The 22,243-nt window shown below is 69.4% G+C and carries 18 protein-coding genes; 11 read left to right on the top strand and 7 right to left on the bottom strand.

The window, feature by feature from the left end:
• Positions 1–71 precede the first annotated feature (71 nt).
• The 5 genes from ACIRRA_RS33510 to ACIRRA_RS33530 all read left to right on the top strand — a co-directional run bounded on the left by ACIRRA_RS33510 (position 72) and on the right by ACIRRA_RS33530 (position 8,404).
• A complete protein-coding gene (locus tag ACIRRA_RS33510; RefSeq protein WP_402776599.1) occupies positions 72–2,210 on the top strand; it encodes an ArnT family glycosyltransferase in 2,139 nt (712 codons plus the stop codon).
• 157 nt (positions 2,211–2,367) lie between these two features.
• Positions 2,368–3,555 (top strand): BTAD domain-containing putative transcriptional regulator, encoded by a 1,188-nt coding sequence (locus tag ACIRRA_RS33515; RefSeq protein ID WP_402776601.1) that lies wholly within the window; start codon positions 2,368–2,370, stop codon positions 3,553–3,555.
• 148 nt (positions 3,556–3,703) lie between these two features.
• Positions 3,704–6,391, top strand: a complete 2,688-nt coding sequence (locus ACIRRA_RS33520) for an alkaline phosphatase family protein (RefSeq protein ID WP_402776603.1) — start codon at positions 3,704–3,706, stop codon at positions 6,389–6,391.
• A gap of 77 nt (positions 6,392–6,468) precedes the next feature.
• Positions 6,469–7,704 (top strand): cytochrome P450, encoded by a 1,236-nt coding sequence (locus tag ACIRRA_RS33525; protein WP_402776605.1) that lies wholly within the window; start codon positions 6,469–6,471, stop codon positions 7,702–7,704.
• 130 nt (positions 7,705–7,834) lie between these two features.
• Positions 7,835–8,404: a TetR/AcrR family transcriptional regulator gene (locus ACIRRA_RS33530; protein ID WP_402776607.1), complete on the top strand. Its 570-nt coding sequence runs from the start codon at positions 7,835–7,837 to the stop codon at positions 8,402–8,404.
• 9 nt (positions 8,405–8,413) lie between these two features.
• Here ACIRRA_RS33530 and ACIRRA_RS33535 read toward each other — a convergent pair whose 3' ends face one another.
• Together ACIRRA_RS33535 and ACIRRA_RS33540 are read right to left on the bottom strand one after the other, a co-directional pair.
• Positions 8,414–9,331: an alpha/beta hydrolase fold domain-containing protein gene (locus ACIRRA_RS33535; RefSeq protein WP_402776609.1), complete on the bottom strand. Its 918-nt coding sequence runs from the start codon at positions 9,329–9,331 to the stop codon at positions 8,414–8,416.
• Between the two features lie 4 nt (positions 9,332–9,335).
• The gene (locus ACIRRA_RS33540; RefSeq protein WP_402776611.1) at positions 9,336–10,799 is read right to left on the bottom strand and encodes a flavin-containing monooxygenase; all 1,464 of its coding nucleotides are present in this window, start codon (positions 10,797–10,799) and stop codon (positions 9,336–9,338) included.
• A 140-nt stretch (positions 10,800–10,939) separates the two neighbouring features.
• On the opposite strand from ACIRRA_RS33540, the gene ACIRRA_RS33545 reads away from it, so the two are divergent.
• Complete coding sequence (locus ACIRRA_RS33545) at positions 10,940–11,980, top strand: NAD(P)-dependent alcohol dehydrogenase (protein WP_402776612.1); 1,041 nt, start codon at positions 10,940–10,942, stop codon at positions 11,978–11,980.
• Between the two features lie 30 nt (positions 11,981–12,010).
• Here ACIRRA_RS33545 and ACIRRA_RS33550 read toward each other — a convergent pair whose 3' ends face one another.
• On the bottom strand, positions 12,011–12,943 hold the full coding sequence (locus ACIRRA_RS33550) for an alpha/beta fold hydrolase (protein ID WP_402776614.1): 933 nt from the start codon (positions 12,941–12,943) through the stop codon (positions 12,011–12,013).
• A 39-nt stretch (positions 12,944–12,982) separates the two neighbouring features.
• Positions 12,983–13,855: a hypothetical protein gene (locus ACIRRA_RS33555; protein WP_402776616.1), complete on the bottom strand. Its 873-nt coding sequence runs from the start codon at positions 13,853–13,855 to the stop codon at positions 12,983–12,985.
• Positions 13,856–14,052: 197 nt separating this feature from the next.
• Between ACIRRA_RS33555 and ACIRRA_RS33560 the strand changes: the two genes are divergently transcribed.
• Both ACIRRA_RS33560 and ACIRRA_RS33565 read left to right on the top strand, forming a co-directional pair.
• Complete coding sequence (locus tag ACIRRA_RS33560) at positions 14,053–15,576, top strand: APC family permease (RefSeq protein WP_402776618.1); 1,524 nt, start codon at positions 14,053–14,055, stop codon at positions 15,574–15,576.
• 146 nt (positions 15,577–15,722) lie between these two features.
• Positions 15,723–16,010, top strand: coding sequence for a hypothetical protein (locus ACIRRA_RS33565; RefSeq protein WP_356995903.1), 288 nt, complete (start codon positions 15,723–15,725; stop codon positions 16,008–16,010).
• A gap of 55 nt (positions 16,011–16,065) precedes the next feature.
• Here ACIRRA_RS33565 and ACIRRA_RS33570 read toward each other — a convergent pair whose 3' ends face one another.
• Entirely contained in the window at positions 16,066–16,716 is a 651-nt protein-coding gene (locus ACIRRA_RS33570) for a DUF305 domain-containing protein (RefSeq protein WP_402776620.1), read from the bottom strand.
• 90 nt (positions 16,717–16,806) lie between these two features.
• Positions 16,807–17,274 (bottom strand): DUF6153 family protein, encoded by a 468-nt coding sequence (locus ACIRRA_RS33575; protein ID WP_402776622.1) that lies wholly within the window; start codon positions 17,272–17,274, stop codon positions 16,807–16,809.
• Between the two features lie 117 nt (positions 17,275–17,391).
• Here ACIRRA_RS33575 and ACIRRA_RS33580 point away from each other — a divergent pair, with 117 nt between their 5' ends.
• Positions 17,392–18,309, top strand: coding sequence for a ribonuclease Z (locus ACIRRA_RS33580; RefSeq protein WP_402776624.1), 918 nt, complete (start codon positions 17,392–17,394; stop codon positions 18,307–18,309).
• 169 nt (positions 18,310–18,478) lie between these two features.
• Entirely contained in the window at positions 18,479–20,149 is a 1,671-nt protein-coding gene (locus ACIRRA_RS33585) for a DUF885 domain-containing protein (RefSeq protein ID WP_402776775.1), read from the top strand.
• A gap of 77 nt (positions 20,150–20,226) precedes the next feature.
• On the opposite strand, the gene ACIRRA_RS33590 is transcribed toward ACIRRA_RS33585, so the two are convergent.
• On the bottom strand, positions 20,227–20,556 hold the full coding sequence (locus ACIRRA_RS33590; protein ID WP_402776626.1) for a hypothetical protein: 330 nt from the start codon (positions 20,554–20,556) through the stop codon (positions 20,227–20,229).
• A gap of 216 nt (positions 20,557–20,772) precedes the next feature.
• Between ACIRRA_RS33590 and ACIRRA_RS33595 the strand changes: the two genes are divergently transcribed.
• The gene (locus ACIRRA_RS33595) at positions 20,773–22,200 is read left to right on the top strand and encodes an MDR family MFS transporter (protein ID WP_402776628.1); all 1,428 of its coding nucleotides are present in this window, start codon (positions 20,773–20,775) and stop codon (positions 22,198–22,200) included.
• Positions 22,201–22,243 lie beyond the last annotated feature (43 nt).

The raw sequence follows: 22,243 nt of genomic DNA on the forward strand, positions 1-22,243 counted from the left end.
CTCGGTTCAAAATCCGCCGCCTAGGCTCCGCGAGGTCAATCGGAATCTGGGAACACAGGAAGGCGGGTGGCATGTCGACCATCACCAGCGTCGCGGGCGATGCGGCCTCCTCCGGAGGTGGCGACGCCTCCACCGGGGAGGACAACGCAGCCTTGTCGGAGGGTAGGCGCGCGTCGCGATGGGCGATGCTCGCCCCGCCCGGGCAGCCGCGCTGGGAGCGACCTGCCACCCTGGCGCTGCTGATCGCCACGGCCGTCGTCTACCTGTGGGGTCTCGGCGGTGCGGGCTGGGGCAACGGCTACTACGCCGCCGCCGTGCAGTCCGGCACCCAGAGCTGGAAGGCCCTGCTGTTCGCATCGCTGGACCCGCAGAACTTCATCACCGTCGACAAGCCGCCCGCCGCCATGTGGGTGATGGGCCTGTCCGGCCGCATCTTCGGCTTCAATTCCTGGTCCATGTTCGCGCCGCAGGCCCTCATGGGCGTGGCCGCGGTGGCGCTGCTCATCGCCGCGGTGCGTCGCTGGGCCGGACCGGCCGCCGGTCTCATCGCCGGCTCGGCGCTCGCGGTGACCCCGGTGGCGGCCATGATGTTCCGCTTCAACAACCCGGACGCCCTCATGCTCCTGCTGCTGGTGGCCGCCGCGTACTGCACGGTGCGGGCCATCGACGCCCGCGGCGAACGCTTCTGGTCCGGCAGCACCGGCTGGCTGGTCGGCGCGGGCGTGCTCATGGGCTTCGGCTTCCTCGCCAAGATGATGCAGGCCTTCCTGGTGCTGCCCGGCCTCGTGCTGGTGGTGCTGGTGGCCGGCGCGGGCGGATGGCGCACGCGCATCACGCAATTGGCGTCCGCGGGCGTGGCCCTGGTGCTGTCCGCGGGCTGGTATGTGGCGCTGGTCGAACTGTGGCCCACCGGATCCCGGCCCTACATCGGCGGTTCCACCAGCAACAGCCTCTGGGAACTGGCCGTCGACTACAACGGTCTCGGCCGGGTGCTGGGTAACAAGAACGGCGGCGGCGCCCACCGGCCCACCCCGCCCCCGATGCCCACGCCGGATGCGGCCCAGCATGCCGACCCGTCCCAGATGCACGGCGGCTTCGGGTCGCAGCCCGGCCTCACCCGCCTGTTCAGCGGTGAGCTCGCCACCGAATTCTCGTGGCTGCTGCTCGCCGCGCTGATTGCCCTGATCGCCGGACTCTGGCTGACCCGCCGGCTGCCGCGCACCGATCGCGTGCGCGCCGGACTGCTGCTGTGGGGTGGCTGGCTGCTGATCACCGCTGCCGTGCTCAGCTACATGAGCCGTAGCTTCCACTCGTACTACGCCATGGAGCTGGTGCCGGCAATGGCCGCGCTGATCGGCATCGGCGCGACCCAATTGTGGCAGCGCCGTGCGCATCTCGCGGCCCGCGGCACCCTCGCGGTCATGTCGCTCGCCACCGGCGGGTGGTCGTTCGTGCTGTTGCACCGCACCCCCGAATGGCTGCCGTGGCTGCGCTGGACGCTGGTGGCGCTGTCGGTGGTCGCCGCGGCCGCGCTGCTGATCGCCCCGAAGCTGCCGCGCGTCGCGCTCGCCATCGGCGTCTTCGCCCTGCTCGCCGGACTGCTCGGCCCCACCGTCTACACCCTCGAGACCGTTGCCCAGGTGCACAATGGCGGCAGCCCGATCGCCGGTCCGCCCCGCAGCGAACACGGTGGCGGCCCCGGCCAGCGCGGCGGCGTGCCCGACCCGCAGATCGCCGGCCTCATCGAGGGCAGCGAAACCCGTTGGGCCGCAGCCGCTATCGGCGCTCAGGACGTCAGCTCGCTCGAATTGACCACGGGCAAGGCGCTGCTCGCCGTCGGCGGTTTCAGCGGTCGCGACGACTCACCGACCCTGGCCCAGTTCCAGCAGTACGTCGCCGACCACCAGATCGGCTACCTGCTGGTCCGTCAGCGCGAGGAATCCGGACAGGACAACAACTCTCAGGGTGGCCAGCCGAACGCCGGTCAGCCGAGCAACCCCCAGTCCGGCCATGACCACTCCGGCGCGGGCCGCGACACCCAGCCGGGCGGTGCCGGACCCCAGCCGGGCCAGGGCGGCAACGCACCGCGGTCCGGCCAGGGCAACTCGGAGTCGGATCAGTCCACCTCCGCCCAGATCACCGCCTGGGTGAAGGCGAACTACCCGGTCACCATGATGGGCAGCGTGGAGGTCTACAACCTCAACCCCTGACCGGCGACAGCATCCACGAGCATGCACCGGTGCGGGCACTCTCCCGGGACACGCCCGCACCGGTGCATGCTCGTCGTATCCGCGCCCGGGTGGAACGAATTCGGGCCGGGCACCGACCATTTCGGTGAGAGGAATTCGGCGGATACGAGGGGCGGCCGTGGACAACTACAGTGACGGACGACAGCTGGGGCCGGGCGGGAGGTCGGCGATGGGCGACGTGCGCGCGCAGGTGGGGGTGCTCGGTCCGGTGCAGTTGACCATCGACGGGGTGGCCCAGCAGCTGGGCGGGCCCAAGCAGCGCGCCGTGCTCGCCTACCTCGCGATCAATGCCAACCGTCCGGTATCCGTCGAGGCCCTCGCCGGCGCGGTCTGGGAGGACAATCCGCCGCCCGACGTGCGCGTCAGCCTGCACGCCATCGTCTCCAATCTGCGCAAGCCGCTGCGCGACGGCGGCATCGACGCCCGGAACATGCTGCAGCACATGGGCACCGGCTACCGCATCGTGCTCGCGGACCCCGCCTGCGATGTCTTCCGCTTCCGGGCCCGCCGCGAGAACGGCCTGCGCGCCCTCGCCGCGGGACGGTTCGCCGCCGCCGCCGCCGCCCTCTCCGACGCGCTCGCCCAGTGGCGCGGACCCGTCCTGTCCGATCTGCGCGGACTCGGCTTCGCCGACGCCTACGCCGTCGCCCTCGACGACGAGCGCATCGGCGTCATCGAGGCTCGCGCCGAGGCCGATATCGCCCAGGGCCGCGCCGAGGGTGTGGTCTCCGAGCTGGCCCTGCTGGTGCGCGATCATCCACTGCGGGAATCGCTCTGGGAGCAGCTGATCACCGCGCTCTACCTGACCGGCAGGCAGTCCGACGCGCTCGAGGCGGCCCGCCGGCTGCGCGGCATCCTCGCCGAGGAACTCGGCATCGATCCGGGCCACCGCATCCGGGAGCTGGAATCGCGCATCCTGCGCCAGGACCCGCTCAGTGTACCGGCGGTCGCGGCGGCCTCGGCCACCCGCGCCACCACCATCGTGGACCGCAGCTGGCACGAGCCGCAGGCGCTGCTGCGCGACCGCTCGGGGAACGTCTTCCCGGTGACCGGCTCCACGACCCGTATCGGCCGCCTGTCCGACAATGACATCGCGCTCACCGACGGCCGGGTCAGCCGCCACCACGCGCTGCTCATCGACAACGGGCACACCTGGGTGATCAAGGACCTGCACTCCTCCAACGGCGTCTATGTCGATGGCGCACGGGTTGCCGACAGCGGATTATTGTCCGATGGAGCGGTGTTGCGCATCGGCGATACCGAACTGGTCTTCCTGCTGGTTCGCGACGAGGACAACGCCGGCTGAACAGCAGTGAATGCCACGTGACAGATCCGCGACGTCCGGAGCCAATGATTAACTGACCCTTCATTACTGATCCCCCTCACCGCCACGAACCCCCAAGCTCGGTCGGCGATCCTCGACGGTAGCCGTTCCTATGCTCACAGGGGTTGCCATGGATCGGAGGCGTTTTCTGAAGCACGCCGCGCAGCTGGGTGGTGCGGCCGGAGCCATGTCGATGCTCCCGCCGAGCCTGGTGCGGGCCTGGGCCGAACCGGCCCCGCCCGGCGGCTGGGACCGGATCGAGCACGTGGTCATCCTCATGCAGGAGAACCGCTCCTTCGACCACTACTACGGCTCCATGGCCGGCGTGCGCGGCTACGCCGACCTCAATGCGCTACAACTGTCCACCGGGCGCTCGGTTTTCCACCAGCCCGACGGCGGCCGGGTGGTGCTGCCGTACCCCACCACGCTGGAGAACATCGACGGCACCGATCACGGAACCCGTACCGGTCATGATGCTTTCGCCTTCGGCCGGCACGACGGCTGGATCCCCGCCAAGGGCGAGGGCGCCATGGTCGGCTACGACCGCGACAGCCTGGGCTTCTATTACCAGCTCGCCGAGGCGTTCACGCTGTGCGACGGCTACCACTGCTCGGTGAACGGGCCCACCGACCCCAATCGCATGTACCTGTTCACCGGCACCGTGGAAAACCCGCTGGCCCTGGACAATTTCGCGGAATCCCTGCAGGTCTCGCTGTTCGCCGACGACCTGAAACTGCGCTGGATGCGCAGCCTGCCGGTCGCCGGGATCGTGGACGCCGTGCTGGGGATGGTGCACGGTTTGACCAGCGCCCTCCCCCACTCGGTCGCCGAGTCGCTGGCCGGGCTGGTCGCGCCGCGGACCGGCAATCTGTTCCTCTACGACGCGCTGCTCGGCCCCGACGCCGGGCGCTACGTCAACGACATCATCTTCGGCCTGCCCTGGACCACCTACGCCGAACGACTCCAGGAGCGCGGCATCGGCTGGCGTGTCTACCAGGAGTGGGACAACTACACCGACAACGCGCTCGACTTCTTCCTGCCCTTCCGCGAGGCAGCACGGGCCGCGCTGAAGTACACCAACGGCGGCCGCGGGGTCGCCTTCGAGAACTTCTTCCGCTATTACATGGACCTGCAACGGGATCCGAGTCTCGAACCCGCCTACGCCGCCGACCTGAAGCGGGGCCTGGACGAGCTGTCGGAGGGGCAGCGGGCGCTGGTGGAGCAGGGACTGCTGCGGGCGCGCACCGGCACGCTCGTGGAATCCTTCCGCACCGACGTGGCGACCGGACGGCTGCCCACGGTGTCCTGGATCGTCGCACCCTACGTCGACTGCGAGCATCCGGTCATGGGCCCGCGCAATGGGCAGGCCATGGTGCGCGGGGTGCTGGAGGCGCTCGCCGAATACCCGGACGTCTGGAACAAGACGGTATTCATCCTCAACTACGACGAGAACGACGGTTATTTCGACCATGTCCCGGCGCCGGCGCCGCCGGAGGGCGCGGCCGGTGAATACTTCGGCCGCCACAATGTCGGCCTGGGCGCGCGGACACCCGCGATCATCGTGTCGCCGTGGAGCAAACAGGCCGTCTGCTCCGAATTGTTCGACCACACCTCGGTGCTGAAGTTCCTGGAGCGGGTCACCGGTGTCGCCGAACCGAATATCAGCCCGTGGCGGCGGGAGGTGTGCGGTGACCTGTCCTCGCTGTTCGACTTCGGCGCGCGCCGCACCCTCATCCTGCCCACCGCCGCCCCCCGCACCGAGCAGCCGATGTCCGGTGTCGCGCAACCGCTTCCGTTCGTGCAGCGCATGCCGAAGCAGCAGACCGGCAGCAAGGCGCGGGTGCCGCTGCCGTACCGGATGCAGGCCCGCTGCGCGCCCAACGGGCAGGGCGGGATCACCCTCACCATCGACAACGGCGGCACCGGCACCGTGCACTGCCGGGTGCATCCGAACGCCTTCGCCGCGGACTTCACCCCGACCCGCTTCGACGTCCCCGGCGGCGGCGCTGTCGCACACGACTTTCCGGCGGTGAACGGCTGCTACGACTATTCGGTATACGGCCCCGACGGCTTTCAGCGTCGCTTCGCCGGCGACCTCAGCGGTCCGTGCCGCGCGCTGCGGGTCACCGCCACCGCCGCCGCCTCCGGCAGGCGCAAGCTCTCCTGGGTATTCGAAAATGGTGGGAAACAACCGGTTTCGGTTGCGGTGCTCTCCAATGCCTACCGTCACGACGGGCCCTGGATCATCGATGTCGCGGCGGGCGCGACCGAGCGGCGCGATATGGCCTGTGACGCCGATGCCGAGGGCGCGGGCTGGTACGACTTCTCGGTGACCGCTGCCGCCGATGCCGGATTCTGGTGCCGGGCACGCGGATTCGTGGAAACTGGAGCGGCCGGGAGGACCGCCGACGACGCCGCGCCCTTCGACCGGCTGCTGCTGGACCGGTCCCTCTACGAGCCGGGCCGGGACCTGGTCGTCAGCTACGGCCTCGCGGGCGCGGTGGCCGGGCATCGCCTCGCGGTCTACGCCGATCCCGGTGTCCTGGCCGCCACGGTGCCCGCGACGCCCGCGCTGCGCACCCTCGCGCTGGGGAACGGGGTGACGCGGGATCAGGTGGTCCTGCCGGTCATCGCCGCGCCGGGCGCGGCCGATGCCGCGGTCGCTCCGGTGGCGGGACTGCGGCAGGTAGGCGCGGCCGCGGTCCCGGCCGACGCGGCCCTGCGGTCCGGTCCGCTGCCGACCGGCTCCTACCTGCTGCATCACCTGGATGATGCTGGCCGGCCGCTGGCCCATCCCGTTCGCTTCCGGGTGCTCTGATTCCGACTTCCTGGTACATCGTGGCGGTTATGCAACAGGTTCTAGACATATTATGAATTTTGTCTTACCGTCGGTTCATGAGTTCAACGGCGTCTCATGCGGTGCGATTCGAACTGCGCTCCGGCGAAACCTGGCGCGACCCGTATCCCATGTATTCCCAACTGCGCGACCATGATCCGGTCCACCGGGCCGTCCCGGAGGGCCGCGAATCCGACGACTTCTACGTCCTGTCCCGGCACGCGGACGTATACGCGGCCGCGCGCGACCCCGAGACCTTCTCCTCGGCCTCCGGCCTCACCGTCGACTACGTCGACCTGCTGGCCGCAGGATTCGGCGCCGCCAAGCCGTTCGTCTTCATGGACCCGCCCGACCACACCGACTTCCGCCGCCGGGTATCACCGGGATTCACACCCCGGCAGGTCAATTCGGTCGAACCCGAGGTACGCGCCTTCGTCATCGAGCGCATCGAGGGGCTGCGGGCCGCCGGCTCGGGCGATATCGTCAAGGACCTGTTCAAGCCTCTGCCCACCATGGTGGTGGCGCACTATCTCGGTGTGCCGGAACGGGATCGGGGCAGGTTCGACGCGTGGACCGAGAACATCGTCGGTGGCGCGGTCGAGGGCGCGGGGCTGGCCGCGGGCGACCAGAACGCCTTCACCGCGGTCGGTGAAATGGTCGGCTACTTCAGCGAGCTCATCGACCAGCGGCGCCAGGAACCCGGCGACGACACCATCTCACACCTGCTGGCCTCCGGGCTCGGCGCGGACGGCGACAACGAGGGCCTGCTGGCCATGCTCGGCTTCGCCTTCACCATGATCACCGGCGGCAATGACACCACCACCGGAAACCTCGGCGGCGCGGTGCAATTGCTCACCGCCTTCCCCGAGCAGCGCCGCCTGCTGGTGGAGAATCCGGCGCTCATCCCCGACGCCGTCGAGGAATTCCTCCGCATGACCTCCCCGGTCCAGGGCCTGGCCCGCACCGCCACCCGCGATGTGGAACTGCACGGCGTCACCATCCCCGCGGGCCGCCGAGTGCTGCTGCTCTACGGGTCGGCCAACCGCGACGAACGCGAATTCGGGCCCACCGCCGCCGAACTCGACGTGCGCCGCAACCCCAAGCGCATCCTGACCTTCAGCCACGGCCACCACCACTGCCTGGGCGCGGCCGCCGCCCGCATGGTGGCGCGGGTCGCCCTGGAGGAACTGCTGGCCCGCTGCCCGGACTTTGCCGTCGATCTCGATACCGTGCGGTGGGCACATGGCAACTACGTGCGCTGGCCGATCTCCGTCCCGTTCCGGGCGACGGCCTGACCGACCCCGGGGCGGCCACCGCAAGGTCGGCCCGGTCGCACCGTCCGCGCACCGCGCGGGCAGAGTGTGAACGAGTGGGTCCGGTGGCGGTTGCCCCGCCGCCGGGCCCGCGAGCACCGAAGGGACATCCATGAGCCGAGACTGGCTGGCCGACGACCGTGCCGACCTGGCCGCCGAGCGCATCCTCGATGCCGCCGCGCGCCTGTTCGCCGAGCGCGGCGTCACCGCGGTCGGCATGGGCGATATCGCCAAGGCGGCCGGATGCTCCCGCGCGACGCTCTACCGATACTTCGAGAACCGGCAGGCCGTCCGGCTGGCCTTCGTGCACCGCGCCACCCGCCGCATTGCCGGGGGCGTGTTCGAGCAGGTCGCCGCGATCGCGGATCCGGGCGACAAGGTGGTCACCGCCATGCTCGGCGCGATCCATGCGGTCCGGGCCGACCCCATGCTCATCGCCTGGTTCCGCCCCGGCGAGTCCGGCGCGGCCGGGCGCATCAGCCAGGACTCCGACGTAATCGAATCCATTGCGGCGGGCCTGTTCACGCCCACTGCCCTCACCGATCCCGAGCGCAGCCGCCTGGCCCGCTGGCTGACCCGCATCATCGTCTCCTTCCTCGCCGCCCCCGGCCGCGACGACGCGGAGGAGCGTGCCATGCTGGAGGAGTTCGTGGTGCCGGTCGTCAGCCGGGCTTTCGTGTGATCCGCGCGATCAGCGGCTTACCCGGTGGCCGACGTGGCGGCCGTAGAGGCGTTCGGACAGCGCGGATGCGAGATCGGCCACGGCTTCCCGCGCCACCCGCATGGGCATGGCGTGGAAGACGTGCCAGAGATTGCGGTACTCGCGGTGCCGCAGGGGCGCAGCCGATTTCGCCGCGAGGGCGGCGAAGCGGCGGGCATCCCCGGCCAGTAGGTCGTCGCCCGCCGAATGCATGACGATGGGCGGCAGGCCGGTGATGTCGCGGTAGAGCGGGGACCGGGCGCGTCGTTCGTCCTCGGGGACACCCGGCAGGTACGCGTCCATGAACTGCGCCATGAGCGGCGGGTTCAGCAGCGGCTCGCGGCTCGGATCGCACTGGAAGGCCGAGGAATTCACGGTCAGGTCCAGCACGGGGCAGATGAGCCCGAGAATCGCGGGTTGCGGCCAGTTCTTCTCGCGCAGCCGCAGGGCCAGGTCCAGTGCCAGGCCACCACCGGCCGAATCGCCCACCACCGCAATGCGTTCGGCGGGAATGCCCGCGGCGAGCAGGGCGCGATAGGCCGCGAGGGTGTCGTCGATGGCGGCCGGGTACGGGTGCTCGGGGGCCAGCCGGTAGTCGAGGGCGTGCACGGTGGTCCCCATGGCCTCCGCCAGCGCGCCGGTGAGGGTGCGCACCATGCGTGGCATGCCGATCACATAGCCGCTGCCGTGCAGGTACAGCACCGCGGCATCGGTGGGTGCCGAACGGGGAGTGAGGGTTTCGACCGGTATGTCGCCGAGTCGACTGGTCTCGACGGCGATACCACGCGGCGCCCGGGCGAAGGTGGTGCCCGCACCGACCCGGGCGCGGACGCGAGACCAGTCCGGGGCGGGGCCGAACCACCAGCGGCCCACCAGGCGGGAGATCGAGCGCCAGAACGCTGTTTCCACGATGTCACTTCCGGCTCTCGACGCGCTGATTCAGGTCGTAGTCGACCGGATCCGGTGCGCTGCGGATCAGCTTCTCGTAGCGCCCCGGGGTCCACGGCCACAGCTCGGGCAGCCCGTCCTCGCCGAGGTACCAGCTGGTGCAGCCGGTGGTCCACACCGTGCTCGGTGCGGCGGCCCGCATCCGCGCGTTGTAGCGGTCGGTGGCGGCGCGGGTGGGGGCGACGGTCGCGAATTCACCTGCCTGCCACCGCCGCAGCCAGCCGACGATACGCGCGGACTGCGCCTCGGCGACCGCGGTCAGCGGATGATTGGCGAAGGGACTGTGCGGGCCGACCAGCATGAACAGATTCGGGAAGCCCGGCATCATGACGCCCTCGAAGGCGCGCGGGCCCTGCTCCCACGCCTGATCCAGGGTGCGGCCGTCCGATCCGGTGATCGCCATCGGGCGCATGAAGGCGTGCGAGTCGAATCCCGTTGCCAGGACCAGGATGTCGAGCTCGTGCAGGCGGCCATCGGTGGTCACCACGCCGCGCTTCCCGACGTGGTCGATGCTCTCGGTCACCAGCGCGACATCGGGGCGCTGCACCGCCTGGTAGAAGCGGTCGGACACCACCAGCCGCTTGCACATGGCCTGATAGTCGGGCGTCAGCTTGCGCCGCAGTTCAGGATCCCTGACCGACCGCAGGTTTCGCTCCACCACCCACTGGATGAACCGGCGCACCCGGCCGGGATGCACCAGGCCCTGCGAGAACACCGCGAAGGCGGCGCGATTGAACCAGTAGGGGAGTGCGCCCAGCGCGGGTATCAGCGAGTAGAGCCGCTTCGACACCCGCGTGTACGACCGGTTCACCGTCGGCAGGATCCACTGCGGAGTGCGTTGGAACAGCACGACTTCCGGCACCGTGCCCGCGAGCGCGCTCACCAGCTGGGTGCCGGTGGAGCCGGTGCCGATCACGCCCACCCGCTTGCCGGTCAGCTCGACATCGTGCCGCCAGCGCGCGGAATGCATGACCGGGCCGCCGAATTCGTCGAGGCCTGGGATGTCGGGCCGGTTGGGGTGGTGCAGGAAACCCGTTGCGCACAGGACGAAGTCGACACGCCGGGTCGCGCCGTCGGAGGTGGTGAGCTGCCAGCCGTTGCCGTCGAACACCGCGCCGGTCACCTCGGTCCCGAAGCGGGTGCGCCGGTGGAGTCCGTGCTCGCGCGCCACCCCGATCAGGTAGTCCTTGATCTCCGGCCCGGCCGAATACAGGTGTGACCATTCGGGATTCATGGCGAACCGGAATTGGTAGTACCGCGAGGGCACATCGCACACCAGGCCCGGATAGCTGTTGTCACGCCACGTGCCGCCGTACTCGTCGGCCTTCTCGTAGAGGGTGAAGTCGGTGAATCCGGCCCGCTGCAGAGCCACGGCCATGCAGATCCCGGAGATTCCGGCGCCCACGATGGCGATCCGCGGTGTGTTCATGGGACGCGAGCCTAGACAGCTGTCCGACATGGTGGGAAGGCTTTCGGGTAAATCAGTAGACATTCCGTCATTCGCTAGACGCAGTGTAAAGCCAATGCTACCGTGTGCGCCAGATCACAAGCTCGAGGCAAGGAAGCACGATGCGCGCACTCCAGTGGACCGGCCCGGAAAAGGTGCAGATCAACGACATCCCGGTCCCGGACATCGGACCCACCGATCTGCTGCTGAAGGTCGGCGCCGCGGGCGTCTGCCACTCCGACCTGACCCTGGTCAACTTCCCGATCCAGCTGCGCGAGGATCCGCTCACCCTCGGCCACGAGATCGCCGGCACCATCGAGGCCATCGGCTCGGATGTGAACGGGCGCGAGATCGGCGAACGCGGTGTCGTCTACCTGTTCTGGACCTGCGGCGTCTGCCGGGAGTGTGTGAGCGGCAACGAGAACGTCTGTCTCGCGGCTGGTCGCGTCGCCATGCCGCCCTGCCCCGGACTCACCATCGAGGGCGGCATGTCGGAGTACGTGCGGATTCCGGCGAGCTCGTTCGTGCCCATCGGCGACCTGGACTTCCTGCAGGCCGCGCCGGTCGCCGACGCCGCCCTCACCGCCTACCACGCCATTCGCGGTGCGCGCGAAGCACTCCGGCCCGGCGGTACCGCGGTCGCCATCGGCATCGGCGGGCTCGGGCACGTGGCGGTGCAGATCCTGCACGCCATCTCCGGCGTACGGGTCATCGCCGTGGACCAGGCACAGGAGAAGCTGGACCTGGCCGCCGACTGCGGTGCGGAGCTCGGCATCCTCTCCGGCGGCGACACCGCCAAGCAGATCCTCGACCTCACCGACGGGCGCGGCGCGGACGCCGTCTTCGACTTCGTCGGTGTGGACGCCACCGCCAAGCTGGCCTGCGAGACCGTCGCCCCCAACGGTGCCTACCGCATGGTCGGAATCGGCGGCGGCGCACCGGAAATCACCGCCGGACCGGCCGGCGGCCCCGGCTGGCCGTGGGGCGCGACCGTGCGGAAATCGCTGGGCGGCACCCGCAGCGACCTGCACGCGTGCGTGGCCCTCGCCCAGGCGGGCAAGCTGCACATGGAGGTCGAGCGCTTCGACCTCGCCGAAGGGCCGGAAGCCTTCCGCCGCCTGGACGCGGGCCAGATCCGGGGGCGCGCGGTTCTGGTGCCGTGACCGATTCGCACCTGAGCCAGGCTGGATGAATCAGCCTGCGGCGGGTTCTATCTCGCCGAGGAACTTCGCGACGCGCGCCGCGATCTCGTCCGGGAACTCGCCGTTGATGGCGTGTGAGGCGTCCGGCCACACCTCGAATTCACCGCCGGGCACCAGCTTTCGCGCCCTGTCCGCCAGCTTGCGGGCATTGTGCACGATGCTGCGCCCGGCGAAGATCCCGAGGAACGGCATGGTCAGGGCCGAAAGCTGGTCCTTGGCAGGCTGATTGGTCATCGGCAGATAGGAGGCGAAGTCCTTCATGCCCGAGGCGATCAGCCTGCCCTCGGGCAGGTCCTGCGGCGCGGACACCCCGCCGGAAATCCAGCTCAACAGCTTGTTGCGCCACGTCTCCGGCATCCCCGGCAGCACCGAACCCAGCGACACCAGAATCATCTTCCAGGTCACCCCGCCGAACACGAACGGCGCATCCAGGGTGATGAGCGAGGCCACCCGATCCGGATGGTGCACGGCCAGATTCACCGCCGACCACCCGCCGATCGACACGCCCAGCACATGCACCGGCCGAGACTCCAACGCCGCCAGCGCCTCCGACAGCCACGCCGCCTGATCGACTCCGTCGGCCAGCGGCCCGGACTGCACACTCAACCCCGGCTCACCCAGCAGATCCAGCGTGATCACCGGCCGCACCGCCAGCAGCCCCGGCAGATTCGCCGCCCACATCGGCGTGGCGGCCTGCCTGCCGGGCAGCAGCACCAGCGGCGTCGCCTCCCCCGCCCGGAATCGATACGCCCGCACCGTCCCGAAACTCGTTGGCACATCGATGGTTTCCCATACGGGCGGCAACAGCCCGAACCCGTCCCGATACGCCTTCGCATACCGCCGATACCCCGCCGTCTCGCGGAAGTACCCGACCCGCTTGCCCTTGAACTTCGGCCCCACGTTGCTCTCGGGAAACTCGACCATGTTTCCAGGCTAATCTCCGGCCGAGCCGGTGCGTCGACCTCACTGCAACCCGGCGATGCGGCGTTCCAGCCAGTGGCGGGATTCGGCGTCGGGGGCGCGGAGGAGGACCTTGCGGCGCGCGGCGGGGGAGAGCGCGGACAGTAGGCGGGCCAGGCGTTTTCGGGTATCCCAGCCGAGCAGGTAGCGGATCGCGCCGGTGATGGCGGCGTCGTCGGCGAGGTCGACCGCGCGGGCGAAATCGGTGTGGTTCTCCAGATCCAGGCACTGGGCCGGAATGCGTTCGTGCGGCGGGTGGCCCGAGGAGGCGCCGGTGCCCGCGGCGTACCAGGCGCACAGGCGCAGGATTCGCTCCACCGCATCCGGGTACGCCGCCGACAGCAGGTCGTGGACCTCCGCCACCTGGCGTCCGGTCAGGCTGTCGCCGGAGGTGGACGTATCGAGAAAGAGGCCGGCGTACGACATGAGCGGTGCGGGGATCTCGGCCGCCCAGAGCCGGGCGGCACGGTCGATTTCGGCCTGGCGCTGCTCGGCCGCGCGGTATTCGCGCAGGGGAGCGGCGACGCCGCGCACGGCAAGCCATTCCAGCGGGCGGACGCCGTCGGCCAGCAGGGCGTCCTGGGGCCAGCCGTCCCAGCGGATCGAATAGCCGTGATGCAGGGTCACCGTGGCGAGCGGACGCTCGGCGGTATCGAAGAAGTCCAGCACCACATCGCCCCAGCACATGCACACGAAGCCGGGCAGGTCGGCAATGCGCAGGGCGTCCCGCAGCGCTCGCACGGCAATCGGGTCCCGCTCCTCCAGCAGGGTCGGCGCCTGCCCGGGCATCTCCCTGACCCGGACGCCGTGCGCATGCGCCAGCACCCGATCCAGCGCGACCGGATCGCCGCCCGCGGACGCTCCCCCGAAAGCCATACCGAAACACTAATCCGACCCACCGGTCCCGGCGTGGTGTTGCGGCCGCACGGGGGTGCATTCTCGGTGACCAGCCTGTTGCTGAACTGGTACGTACCAGCTGGTGATACGGTGCCGTGTGACGCCGATAACTCGCCTGACGGCGACCGAACGGTGAGAACTGCATTGTTGCCGAGAAGCCAGATTTAGGAGAGACAGTGGCGATATCGGACTCCCCGCGAGACGCTGCCGGTCCCGCTGCCCAGCGCACCACCGGACTGTTCCGCACCAAGAGCGTCGAGCAGTCGATCCGGGACACCGACGATCCCGATGCCAAACTCCGCAAGGACCTGACCTCGTGGGACCTCACGATCTTCGGCGTCGCGGTCGTGGTCGGCGCCGGTATCTTCACCCTCACCGCGCGTACCGCGGGCAACATGGCCGGACCCGCGGTCTCACTGGCCTTCGTCTTCGCGGCCGTCGCCTGCGGCCTGGCCGCACTCTGCTACGCCGAATTCGCCTCGACCGTCCCCGTCGCAGGCAGCGCGTACACCTTCTCCTACGCCACCTTCGGTGAGCTGGTGGCCTGGATCATCGGCTGGGACCTCATCCTGGAATTCGCGCTCGGCACCTCGGTGGTCGCCAAGGGCTGGTCTCAGTATCTGGGCACGGTCATGGGCGGGCATCAGCCCATCTGGCACTTCGGGTCGGTCAAGTTCGACTGGGGTGCGGTCGTTCTGATCGCCGTACTCGGCGTGCTGCTCGCCCTCGGCACCAAGCTGTCCTCGCGGGTGTCCGCGGTCGCGGTCGCCATCAAGCTGGCCGTCATCGCGCTGGTGGTCGTGGTCGGCGCCACCTACTTCAAGGCCTCGAACCTGAAGCCCTTCATCCCCGCATCGGTCCCCAACGCGGACTCCGGCAGCGCGAGCACGCTGCAGCAGACCCTGTTCCAGCTGGTCACCGGCGGCGGCAACAGCCACTACGGCTGGTACGGCCTGCTGGCCGCGGCCTCCATCGTGTTCTTCGCCTTCATCGGCTTCGACGTGGTCGCCACCGCCGCCGAGGAGACCAAGGATCCGCAGCGCAATGTGCCGCGCGGCATCCTGGGCTCGCTGGCCATCGTGACCGTGCTGTACGTGGCGGTCTCGCTGGTGCTCACCGGCATGGTGTCCTACAAGGACCTGCAGGGCAATGACGCCACCCTCGCAACGGCCTTCGCCCTGCACGGCGTCACCTGGGCCAAGAACATCATCTCCGTCGGCGCGCTGGCCGGTCTGACCACGGTCGTCATGGTGCTGTTCCTGGGCCAGACCCGCGTGCTGTTCGCCATGTCCCGCGACGGCCTGATGCCGCGCCGGCTCGCCCACACCGGCCCCAAGGGCACCCCGGTGCGGATCACCGCCATCGTCGGCGTCATCTGCGCGGTGCTGGCCGGATTCGTGGACTTCGGCACCCTGGAGGAAATGGTCAATATCGGCACGCTGTTCGCGTTCGTGCTGGTGTCCATCGGCGTGGTCGTGCTGCGCCGCAGCCGGCCGGATCTGAAGCGTGGCTTCCGGGTGCCGCTGGTGCCGCTCATCCCGATCCTGTCGGTCATCGCCTGCGCCTGGCTCATGTTCAACCTGTCGGTGGAGACCTGGCTGCGGTTCGTCATCTGGATGGCGTTGGGCCTGGTCGTGTACTTCGCCTACGGCCGACGGCACTCGGTGATGGCCCGCGCGGAGGCGAAATCCGGTAGCTGATCGGGTGCTCGAGTTCGGTGCTGGTGGTGTGTCTTCCATACGCGACCTCGCGGAATGCGGTTCAATTGCTCTGAATAGTGAGAGTTGTGCCACAAGTTCGACCCATCAGCACCGTCTCAGCATCCCGAGAGGAACCGGTCGTGAGCATGCTCCTCGCCGTGCACGACGCCTACACCACGGTTGTCGCGCAGATCGGCAACCCGACCCCGGAGACCCCGCCCGTAGCGGACAAGCTGATGAAGCTGGTCCGCTACTTCACCTGGTTCACCATGCTGTCCGGCGTCACCGCCATCACCTACGGCGGTGGCCGGTTCGCCTGGGAGAAGTGGAGCGGCGGCGGCCTCGAATCACCGAAGATGGTGGCCGGAGCGATGATCGGCGGCGTCACCGCCACCAGCGCCGGCACCATCATGAACGCCGTAATCGGCAATTGAGAAAACGCTCGTAACGGGTGCGCCGGATACCGGCGCACCCGTTGGCTTCTCGCGGTCAGCTCTGGCCCAGCATGCTGTTCATCTGGGTGATTTCCTGCTGCTGCGCGGTCACGATGGACTGCGCCAGGACCTTCGATTCGGCGTTCGTGCCCTGTGCCAGTTCGGTATTCGCCATGGTGATCGCGCCCTGATGGTGCTCGATCATCATCTGCATCCACAGCTTGTCGAAGTCCGGGCCGGACAGGCCCTCCAGCTTGGTCATCTGGTCCTTCGACATGATGCCGGGCATATCGTGACCCATGTCGCCGCTCGGCGCCGGCTTGCCGAAACTCTGCAGCAGCGTGGTGATCTGCTGCATCTCCGGCGACTGCGCCTGCTCCACGGCCTTGGCCAGGGTGATCAGCTGCTGGTTCTGCGAGCGGGTGGGCACCAGCTTCGCCATCTCCACGGCCTGCGCGTGATGCGGGTACATCATCTGCAGGAACGTGACGTCGGCGGCATTGAAGTCGCTGCGGGTGGCCGCCGGCGCCGAGGTGCCGGTCGCGCCGTGATCCATGCCGGGCATGCCGCCGTGATCCATGGCCGTGGTGGTCAAGGACGGCGCGGCCTTCGAGGTGTCGCTGTTATTGCCGCTACAGCCGGCGGCGATCAGGGCGGTGGCCGCGGTGCCGGCGATCAGGGCGAGCTTGATCCGGGTGCTGAACATGGTCGAACTCCTTGGTGAGTACTGGTGAATCGGGAAATGAGCAGGCGAAAACCCGCGTCCGCGCGAGGGATACGCGGCCGCGGCGGCCCATCAGATCCGCAGGATCGCCAGTTCGGCCAGGGAGAGCACCGTCCAGGGTGGTGGACGGGCGTGATGCGCGCGCGGGCGGCGCGGTGTCGAGGTGACGGCGTCGCGGCGGCCGATGCCGACCCAGGCCAGCAAGGCCAGACCCAGTCCGAGCAGCAGCGCGGCGAGCACGAACAGGCAGCCGTGCATTCCCGCGTGGCCGTTGCCGCAATCGCCGCCACAGCCGGGCATGGACATGTGGTTCTCGCCGAGGGCCGAGGCCTTGGCGATGGGGGCGATACCCGCCATGGGCAGTGCGGCGTCGTGCATGTGCTCGGTCATAACGGTCGCCGGGCTCCCGGCGTGGTCGCCGGTCATGCGGTCATGGCTCATGCCCAGGACGAGCGCGTGCATGGCCACCAGCCCGGCCAGCAGGGCGAGCAGCCCGACGGCCCGGATGAACCGGGTGCCTCGGGGCTGCTGTTCGATCACGGCGGCCATTCTACGGACCCGCCACCGTCCGGCCGGATACCCCCTATCGGTATCGTTACGGGACGCGCCCGCCTCGCCACCGCGAGGATCGGCGGGGTGGACGGTAGCCTGACGGCCGTGTCACAGCGCGAACTGGTCATTCTGGGGACGGCCAGCCAAGTACCGACCAAACAGCGCAATCACAACGGCTACCTGCTGCGGTGGGATCGCGAGGGGCTGCTGTTCGACCCGGGGGAGGGCACCCAGCGGCAGATGAGCTTCGCGGGGGTGGCCGCCAGCGGGATCACCCGCATCTGCATCACCCACTTCCATGGGGACCACTGCTTCGGCCTGCCGGGTGTGCTGGGCCGCATCAGCCTCGACGGGGCGCTGCATCCGGTGGACGTCTACTTCCCGGCGTCCGGCGAGGTCTACTACGAACGGCTCATCGATTCCTCGGCGCACAACCGCCATGTGGACCTGCGCCCGCACCCGATCACCGATGCCGGTGAATTGCCGCCGCCGGGAGCCGATTTCACCCTGCGCACGGCGCGGCTGTCCCACCCGGTCGAATCGTTCGGCTACCGGCTCGACGAGCCGGACAGCCTGCGCTTCATTCCCGAGCGACTGCGCGAACTGGGATTGTCCGGGCCCGTCGTGGGTGAACTGCAGCGGCGCGGCGAAGTCGAGATCGGCGGGCGCGTGGTCACTCTCGACGAGGTGAGCGAGGCGCGGCCGGGACAGAGCTTCGCGTTCGTCATGGACACGCGGCTCTGCGACGGCGTCCACGACCTGGCCCGGGGCGTGGACATGCTCGTCATCGAGTCCACCTTCGTCGATGCCGATGAGCACCTGGCCGTCGAATACGGTCATCTCACGGCGGGACAGGCGGCACAGGTGGCGGCGCGGGCGGGGGTTCGCACCCTGGTGCTGACCCACTACTCGCAGCGCTACCGCGCCCTGGACCAGCATTTGGCCGATGCCCGTGCCCATTTCGGCGGGGAGATCGTGGTGGCCGAGGATCTGATGCGCATTCCGGTTCCGCCGCGCCGCTGACATCGGGGACGAAGGCCATAATGGTTCGCGGCCAATCCCGTTCTGGACTGCGGCTCGATAGACCTGAGACTTGGAGCGGAGGAGCGAAGCGGGGAGCGCGGGGAGGGAAGAACGAGACCTCCAGGGCCGCGAACCCGCTCGGAGCGAAGCGGAGGGCAAATTGAACACAGTGCACGAGGAACTCATCGGACTCGCCGACCGGTACTGGGACGCCATGCTGGAGTCTGCGCCGAGCGAGGCGACCCTGTTGGGGGACAGGAGATTCGACGATCGCATCGAGGATCTGTCGGTCGCGGCGGAGGAACGGCTGCTGGGTACCTGGAGGGGGTTGCTGGCCGAGGTGGATGCGCTGGACCCCGCGCGGCTGGGTGACGAGGACCGGACCACGCGGAGCCTGCTGCGCACCGAATTGGCTTCGGCGGTCTCGCATCTGGAGTGGCGGCCCGTCGAGATGGCCTCGGATCAGATGACGGGCGTGCACGCCGGGATGCTGACCATGGCTCCCCAGGTGAACGCGCCCGAACCGGAGAACGCGCGGCGGCTGGTGCAGCGCTACCGGCAGTTCGGCACCCTGATGAACCAGGCCGTGGAGCGCTTCCGGGCGGGACTCGCGGCCGGGCGCACGCCGGCACACATCACCATCGTGCGCTCGCTCAATCAGCTGGACGGCTATCTGGCCTCCGATCTCGCCGACGACCCGTTCGTCACCCTGGCCGGCCCGGCGGGCTGGGATGGCGAAACCGCTTGGCGCGCAGAGCTGGCCGAGGTCGCGCGGGAGGTCATCCGGCCGGCCTTCGCCGCCTACCGGGCGGTGCTCGCCACCGAGCTCGAACCCGCATCGCGCCCCGATGACAAGCCCGGCCTCTGCTGGCTCGGCGACGACGGTGCGGACATCTACCGCCGCCTGCTGCGCCACCACACCACGCTGCCCGACCTGGGCGCGGACGAGATCCACCAGCTCGGCCTGGACGAATTGGCCCGCCTGCGCACCGAATACGAGGAGGTGGGCGGCCGCCTGTTCGGCCTCGCCGGCCAGACCGCCATTTTCGCCCGCCTGCGCGAGGATTCGGCGCTGCGCTACGGCGAGGGTGCGGAGATCATGGCCGACGCCCGGGCGTATCTGGCCGCCGCCCAGGCGGAGATGGGCAACTGGTTCGGCCGGCTCCCACGCCAGTCCTGCGACATCCAGCCTGTCCCCGACTTCCTGGCCGCGGACGCACCCGCCGCCTACTACTTCCCGCCCGCGGCCGACGGCTCCCGCCCTGGCGCATACTACGTGAACCTGCGGGAACCCAAGAGCCGCAACCGCTATGAGACCGCCGCGGTCGCCTACCACGAGGCCATCCCCGGCCACCACCTCCAGCTCACCATCGCCAACGAGCTGGACCATCTCCCGCGCTTCCAGCGCATGTCCTTCTCCAATACGGCCTTCGTCGAAGGCTGGGCGCTCTACACCGAGCGCCTCGCCGACGAAATGGGCCTGTACCCCGACGATCTCACCCGTATCGGCATGCTCGCCGCCGATTCCTGGCGCTCCTGCCGCCTGGTCGTGGACACTGGTCTGCACGCCAAGGGCTGGACCCGTCAGCAGGCTGTCGACTTCATGTCCGCCAACGCCCCCGTCGGGCTCGAGGAAATCCGGGTGGAGATCGACCGCTACATCGCCATGCCCGGCCAAGCGGTCGCCTACAAGGTCGGCCAGCTCGAGATCCGCCGCCAGCGCGCCCTGGTCACCGATCGTCTCGGATCCGCCTTCGACATCAAGGCCTTCCACGACAAGGTGCTCGGCTCCGGCTCGGTCAGCCTCCCGGTCCTGCGCGATCTGGCCGCCTCCCTCTGACACTCTGCGGCGGGCAGCCGGTGGGCGTGGCTTACCGGCGCCCGCCCGGTGACAGATCGAGCCCGGTGACAGCTCGATCAGCGGCAGATCTGGCCCGCGACATCGGCCGGCACACCGATCTCGGTGCAGTGCAGGGCGCTGCCGAAGTTCACCGGCTTCCAGCCGCCGTCGGCTGCCAGATCGACGCATTTGCCGTTTCCGGCGGTGGTGGGTGCGCCGTCACCGGCGGGCTGCGTGGCGCCCGGCGACCGCTGAGGGCCGGGGGACACAACAGTTCCCGGTGCGGTCACGGTGGCGGAGCTCGGCATCGACGACCCGCCGGTCGCCGGTGTCGAGCCGCCGTCCTGGCACGCCGTCGCCAGGGCCACCGTGGCGACCGCCGCGATGATGCCAACGATCCTCTTCATGAAAAGCCCTCCCACTCGGTACTACCGAGTACGTCGAGTCATCCTTGCGCCCCGCGTTCCTGGGCACACCGGCGCGCCGTCGGCACGACCGCCTGCCGGCCGTTGCGAGCCCTCGTATTTCGCGTCCGGCACGATCCGGCTCGACCGGGCCGGGAATAGCGGTCCGGGTGGGGTGTTCGACTCTGTGGTGAGTTGTGTTGAGGGAAGGGGCCGCCGGTGACGGCTACGGATGTGAAGTCGTCGATCGGGTTGCGGTCGGAGCGGGGGCCGATTCTCGCGGCGATCATGTTGTCGACGTCGCTGGTGGCATTGGACTCGACCATCATTGCCACCGCGGTGCTGACGATCACCGATCAGCTCGGTGGGTTCGCCCAGTTCCCTTGGCTTTTCAGCATCTACCTGCTGGCACAGGCGGTGACGGTGCCGATCTACGGGAAACTCGCCGACATGGTGGGGCGGAAACCGGTGATGCTGTTCGGGATCGGGGCCTTCGCGGTGGGGTCGCTGCTGTGCGGGCTGGCGACGAGCATGCCCGCGCTGATCGCGTTCCGGGCGGTGCAGGGCATCGGGGCGGGCGCGGTCAGCCCCATCTCGATGACCATCGCGGGCGACATCTACACGGTCCCGGAGCGGGCCAAGGTGCAGGCGTACCTGGCCAGTGTGTGGGCGACCTCGTCGGTGCTGGGGCCGCTGCTCGGCGGCGTGTTCTCCGAGTACATCAGCTGGCGGTGGATCTTCCTGATCAATCTGCCGCTGGCGGCGCTGGCGGCCTGGATGATCCTGCGGAACTTCACCGAAAGCGCTCCGCGGCAGAGCCATCGGATCGACTACCTCGGCGCCGGACTGCTCACCGTCGGGGCCGGGGCGCTGATCCTGGCCCTGCTCGAGGGCGGCCAGACGTGGGCCTGGGGCTCACCCGCGAGCCTGGCGCTCTTCGTCGGCGGCGGGGTGATGCTGGCGGTGTTCGGGCTGGTGGAGCGGCGGGCCGCGAATCCGATTCTGCCACTGTGGGTTTTCACCCGCCGCATCGTCGTGGCCAGCAGCCTGGCCTCGCTGCTGGTCGGCGCCATCCTGCTGGGTCTCACCTCGTACGTGCCGACCTTCGCGCAGGGTGTGCTGGGCAGCGGGGCACTGATCGCGGGTCTCACCGTCGGCGCTCTCACACTGGGCTGGCCGGTGTCGGCGTCGCAGGCCGGAAAGGTATACCTGCGCATAGGTTTCCGGGCGACGGCGGTGATCGGCAGTCTGTTCGCCGTGGCGGGTGCGGCGTCGCTGCTGGTGGTGGACGCGCGGTCGAGCCTGTGGCAGTTGGCGATCGGCTGCTTCATCGTCGGCATGGGGATGGGCCTGGTGGCCAGCCCGACCCTCATCGCCGCCCAGGCGAGCGCCGAATGGTCGGAGCGAGGCGTGGTCACCGCCGCCAATATGTTCGCCCGCTCGCTGGGCAGCGCGGTCGGTGTGGCCGTGTTCGGAGCGCTGGTCAATGCCCGGCTCGGGAAGGCCGGCCATCCGGCCGCGTCGGACCTCGCGCCGGCCGTGCACCTGGTATTCCTCGGCGTGGCCGCCATGGCGGTGGTCCTCATCGGTGCGGCCGCCGTCATGCCCCGGCGAAGCGCGGGCAACTCGGAAATCCATTCGGCGTGAACACGATCGACATGTGATTTGCGGAATCGCAGAATAGCGCCGG

The sequence above is a fragment of the Nocardia sp. NPDC101769 genome (assembly GCF_044766925.1).
Lineage (GTDB): Bacteria > Actinomycetota > Actinomycetes > Mycobacteriales > Mycobacteriaceae > Nocardia.

Coding starts and splice junctions, on each gene's coding strand:
- ACIRRA_RS33520 (WP_402776603.1), top strand. CDS start 3,704: ATGGATCGGAGGCGTTTTCTGAAGCACGCCGCGCAGCTGGGTGGTGCG.
- ACIRRA_RS33555 (WP_402776616.1), bottom strand. CDS start 13,855: ATGGCTTTCGGGGGAGCGTCCGCGGGCGGCGATCCGGTCGCGCTGGAT.
- ACIRRA_RS33565 (WP_356995903.1), top strand. CDS start 15,723: ATGCTCCTCGCCGTGCACGACGCCTACACCACGGTTGTCGCGCAGATC.
- ACIRRA_RS33510 (WP_402776599.1), top strand. CDS start 72: ATGTCGACCATCACCAGCGTCGCGGGCGATGCGGCCTCCTCCGGAGGT.
- ACIRRA_RS33545 (WP_402776612.1), top strand. CDS start 10,940: ATGCGCGCACTCCAGTGGACCGGCCCGGAAAAGGTGCAGATCAACGAC.
- ACIRRA_RS33525 (WP_402776605.1), top strand. CDS start 6,469: ATGAGTTCAACGGCGTCTCATGCGGTGCGATTCGAACTGCGCTCCGGC.
- ACIRRA_RS33540 (WP_402776611.1), bottom strand. CDS start 10,799: ATGAACACACCGCGGATCGCCATCGTGGGCGCCGGAATCTCCGGGATC.
- ACIRRA_RS33570 (WP_402776620.1), bottom strand. CDS start 16,716: ATGTTCAGCACCCGGATCAAGCTCGCCCTGATCGCCGGCACCGCGGCC.
- ACIRRA_RS33530 (WP_402776607.1), top strand. CDS start 7,835: ATGAGCCGAGACTGGCTGGCCGACGACCGTGCCGACCTGGCCGCCGAG.
- ACIRRA_RS33550 (WP_402776614.1), bottom strand. CDS start 12,943: ATGGTCGAGTTTCCCGAGAGCAACGTGGGGCCGAAGTTCAAGGGCAAG.
- ACIRRA_RS33590 (WP_402776626.1), bottom strand. CDS start 20,556: ATGAAGAGGATCGTTGGCATCATCGCGGCGGTCGCCACGGTGGCCCTG.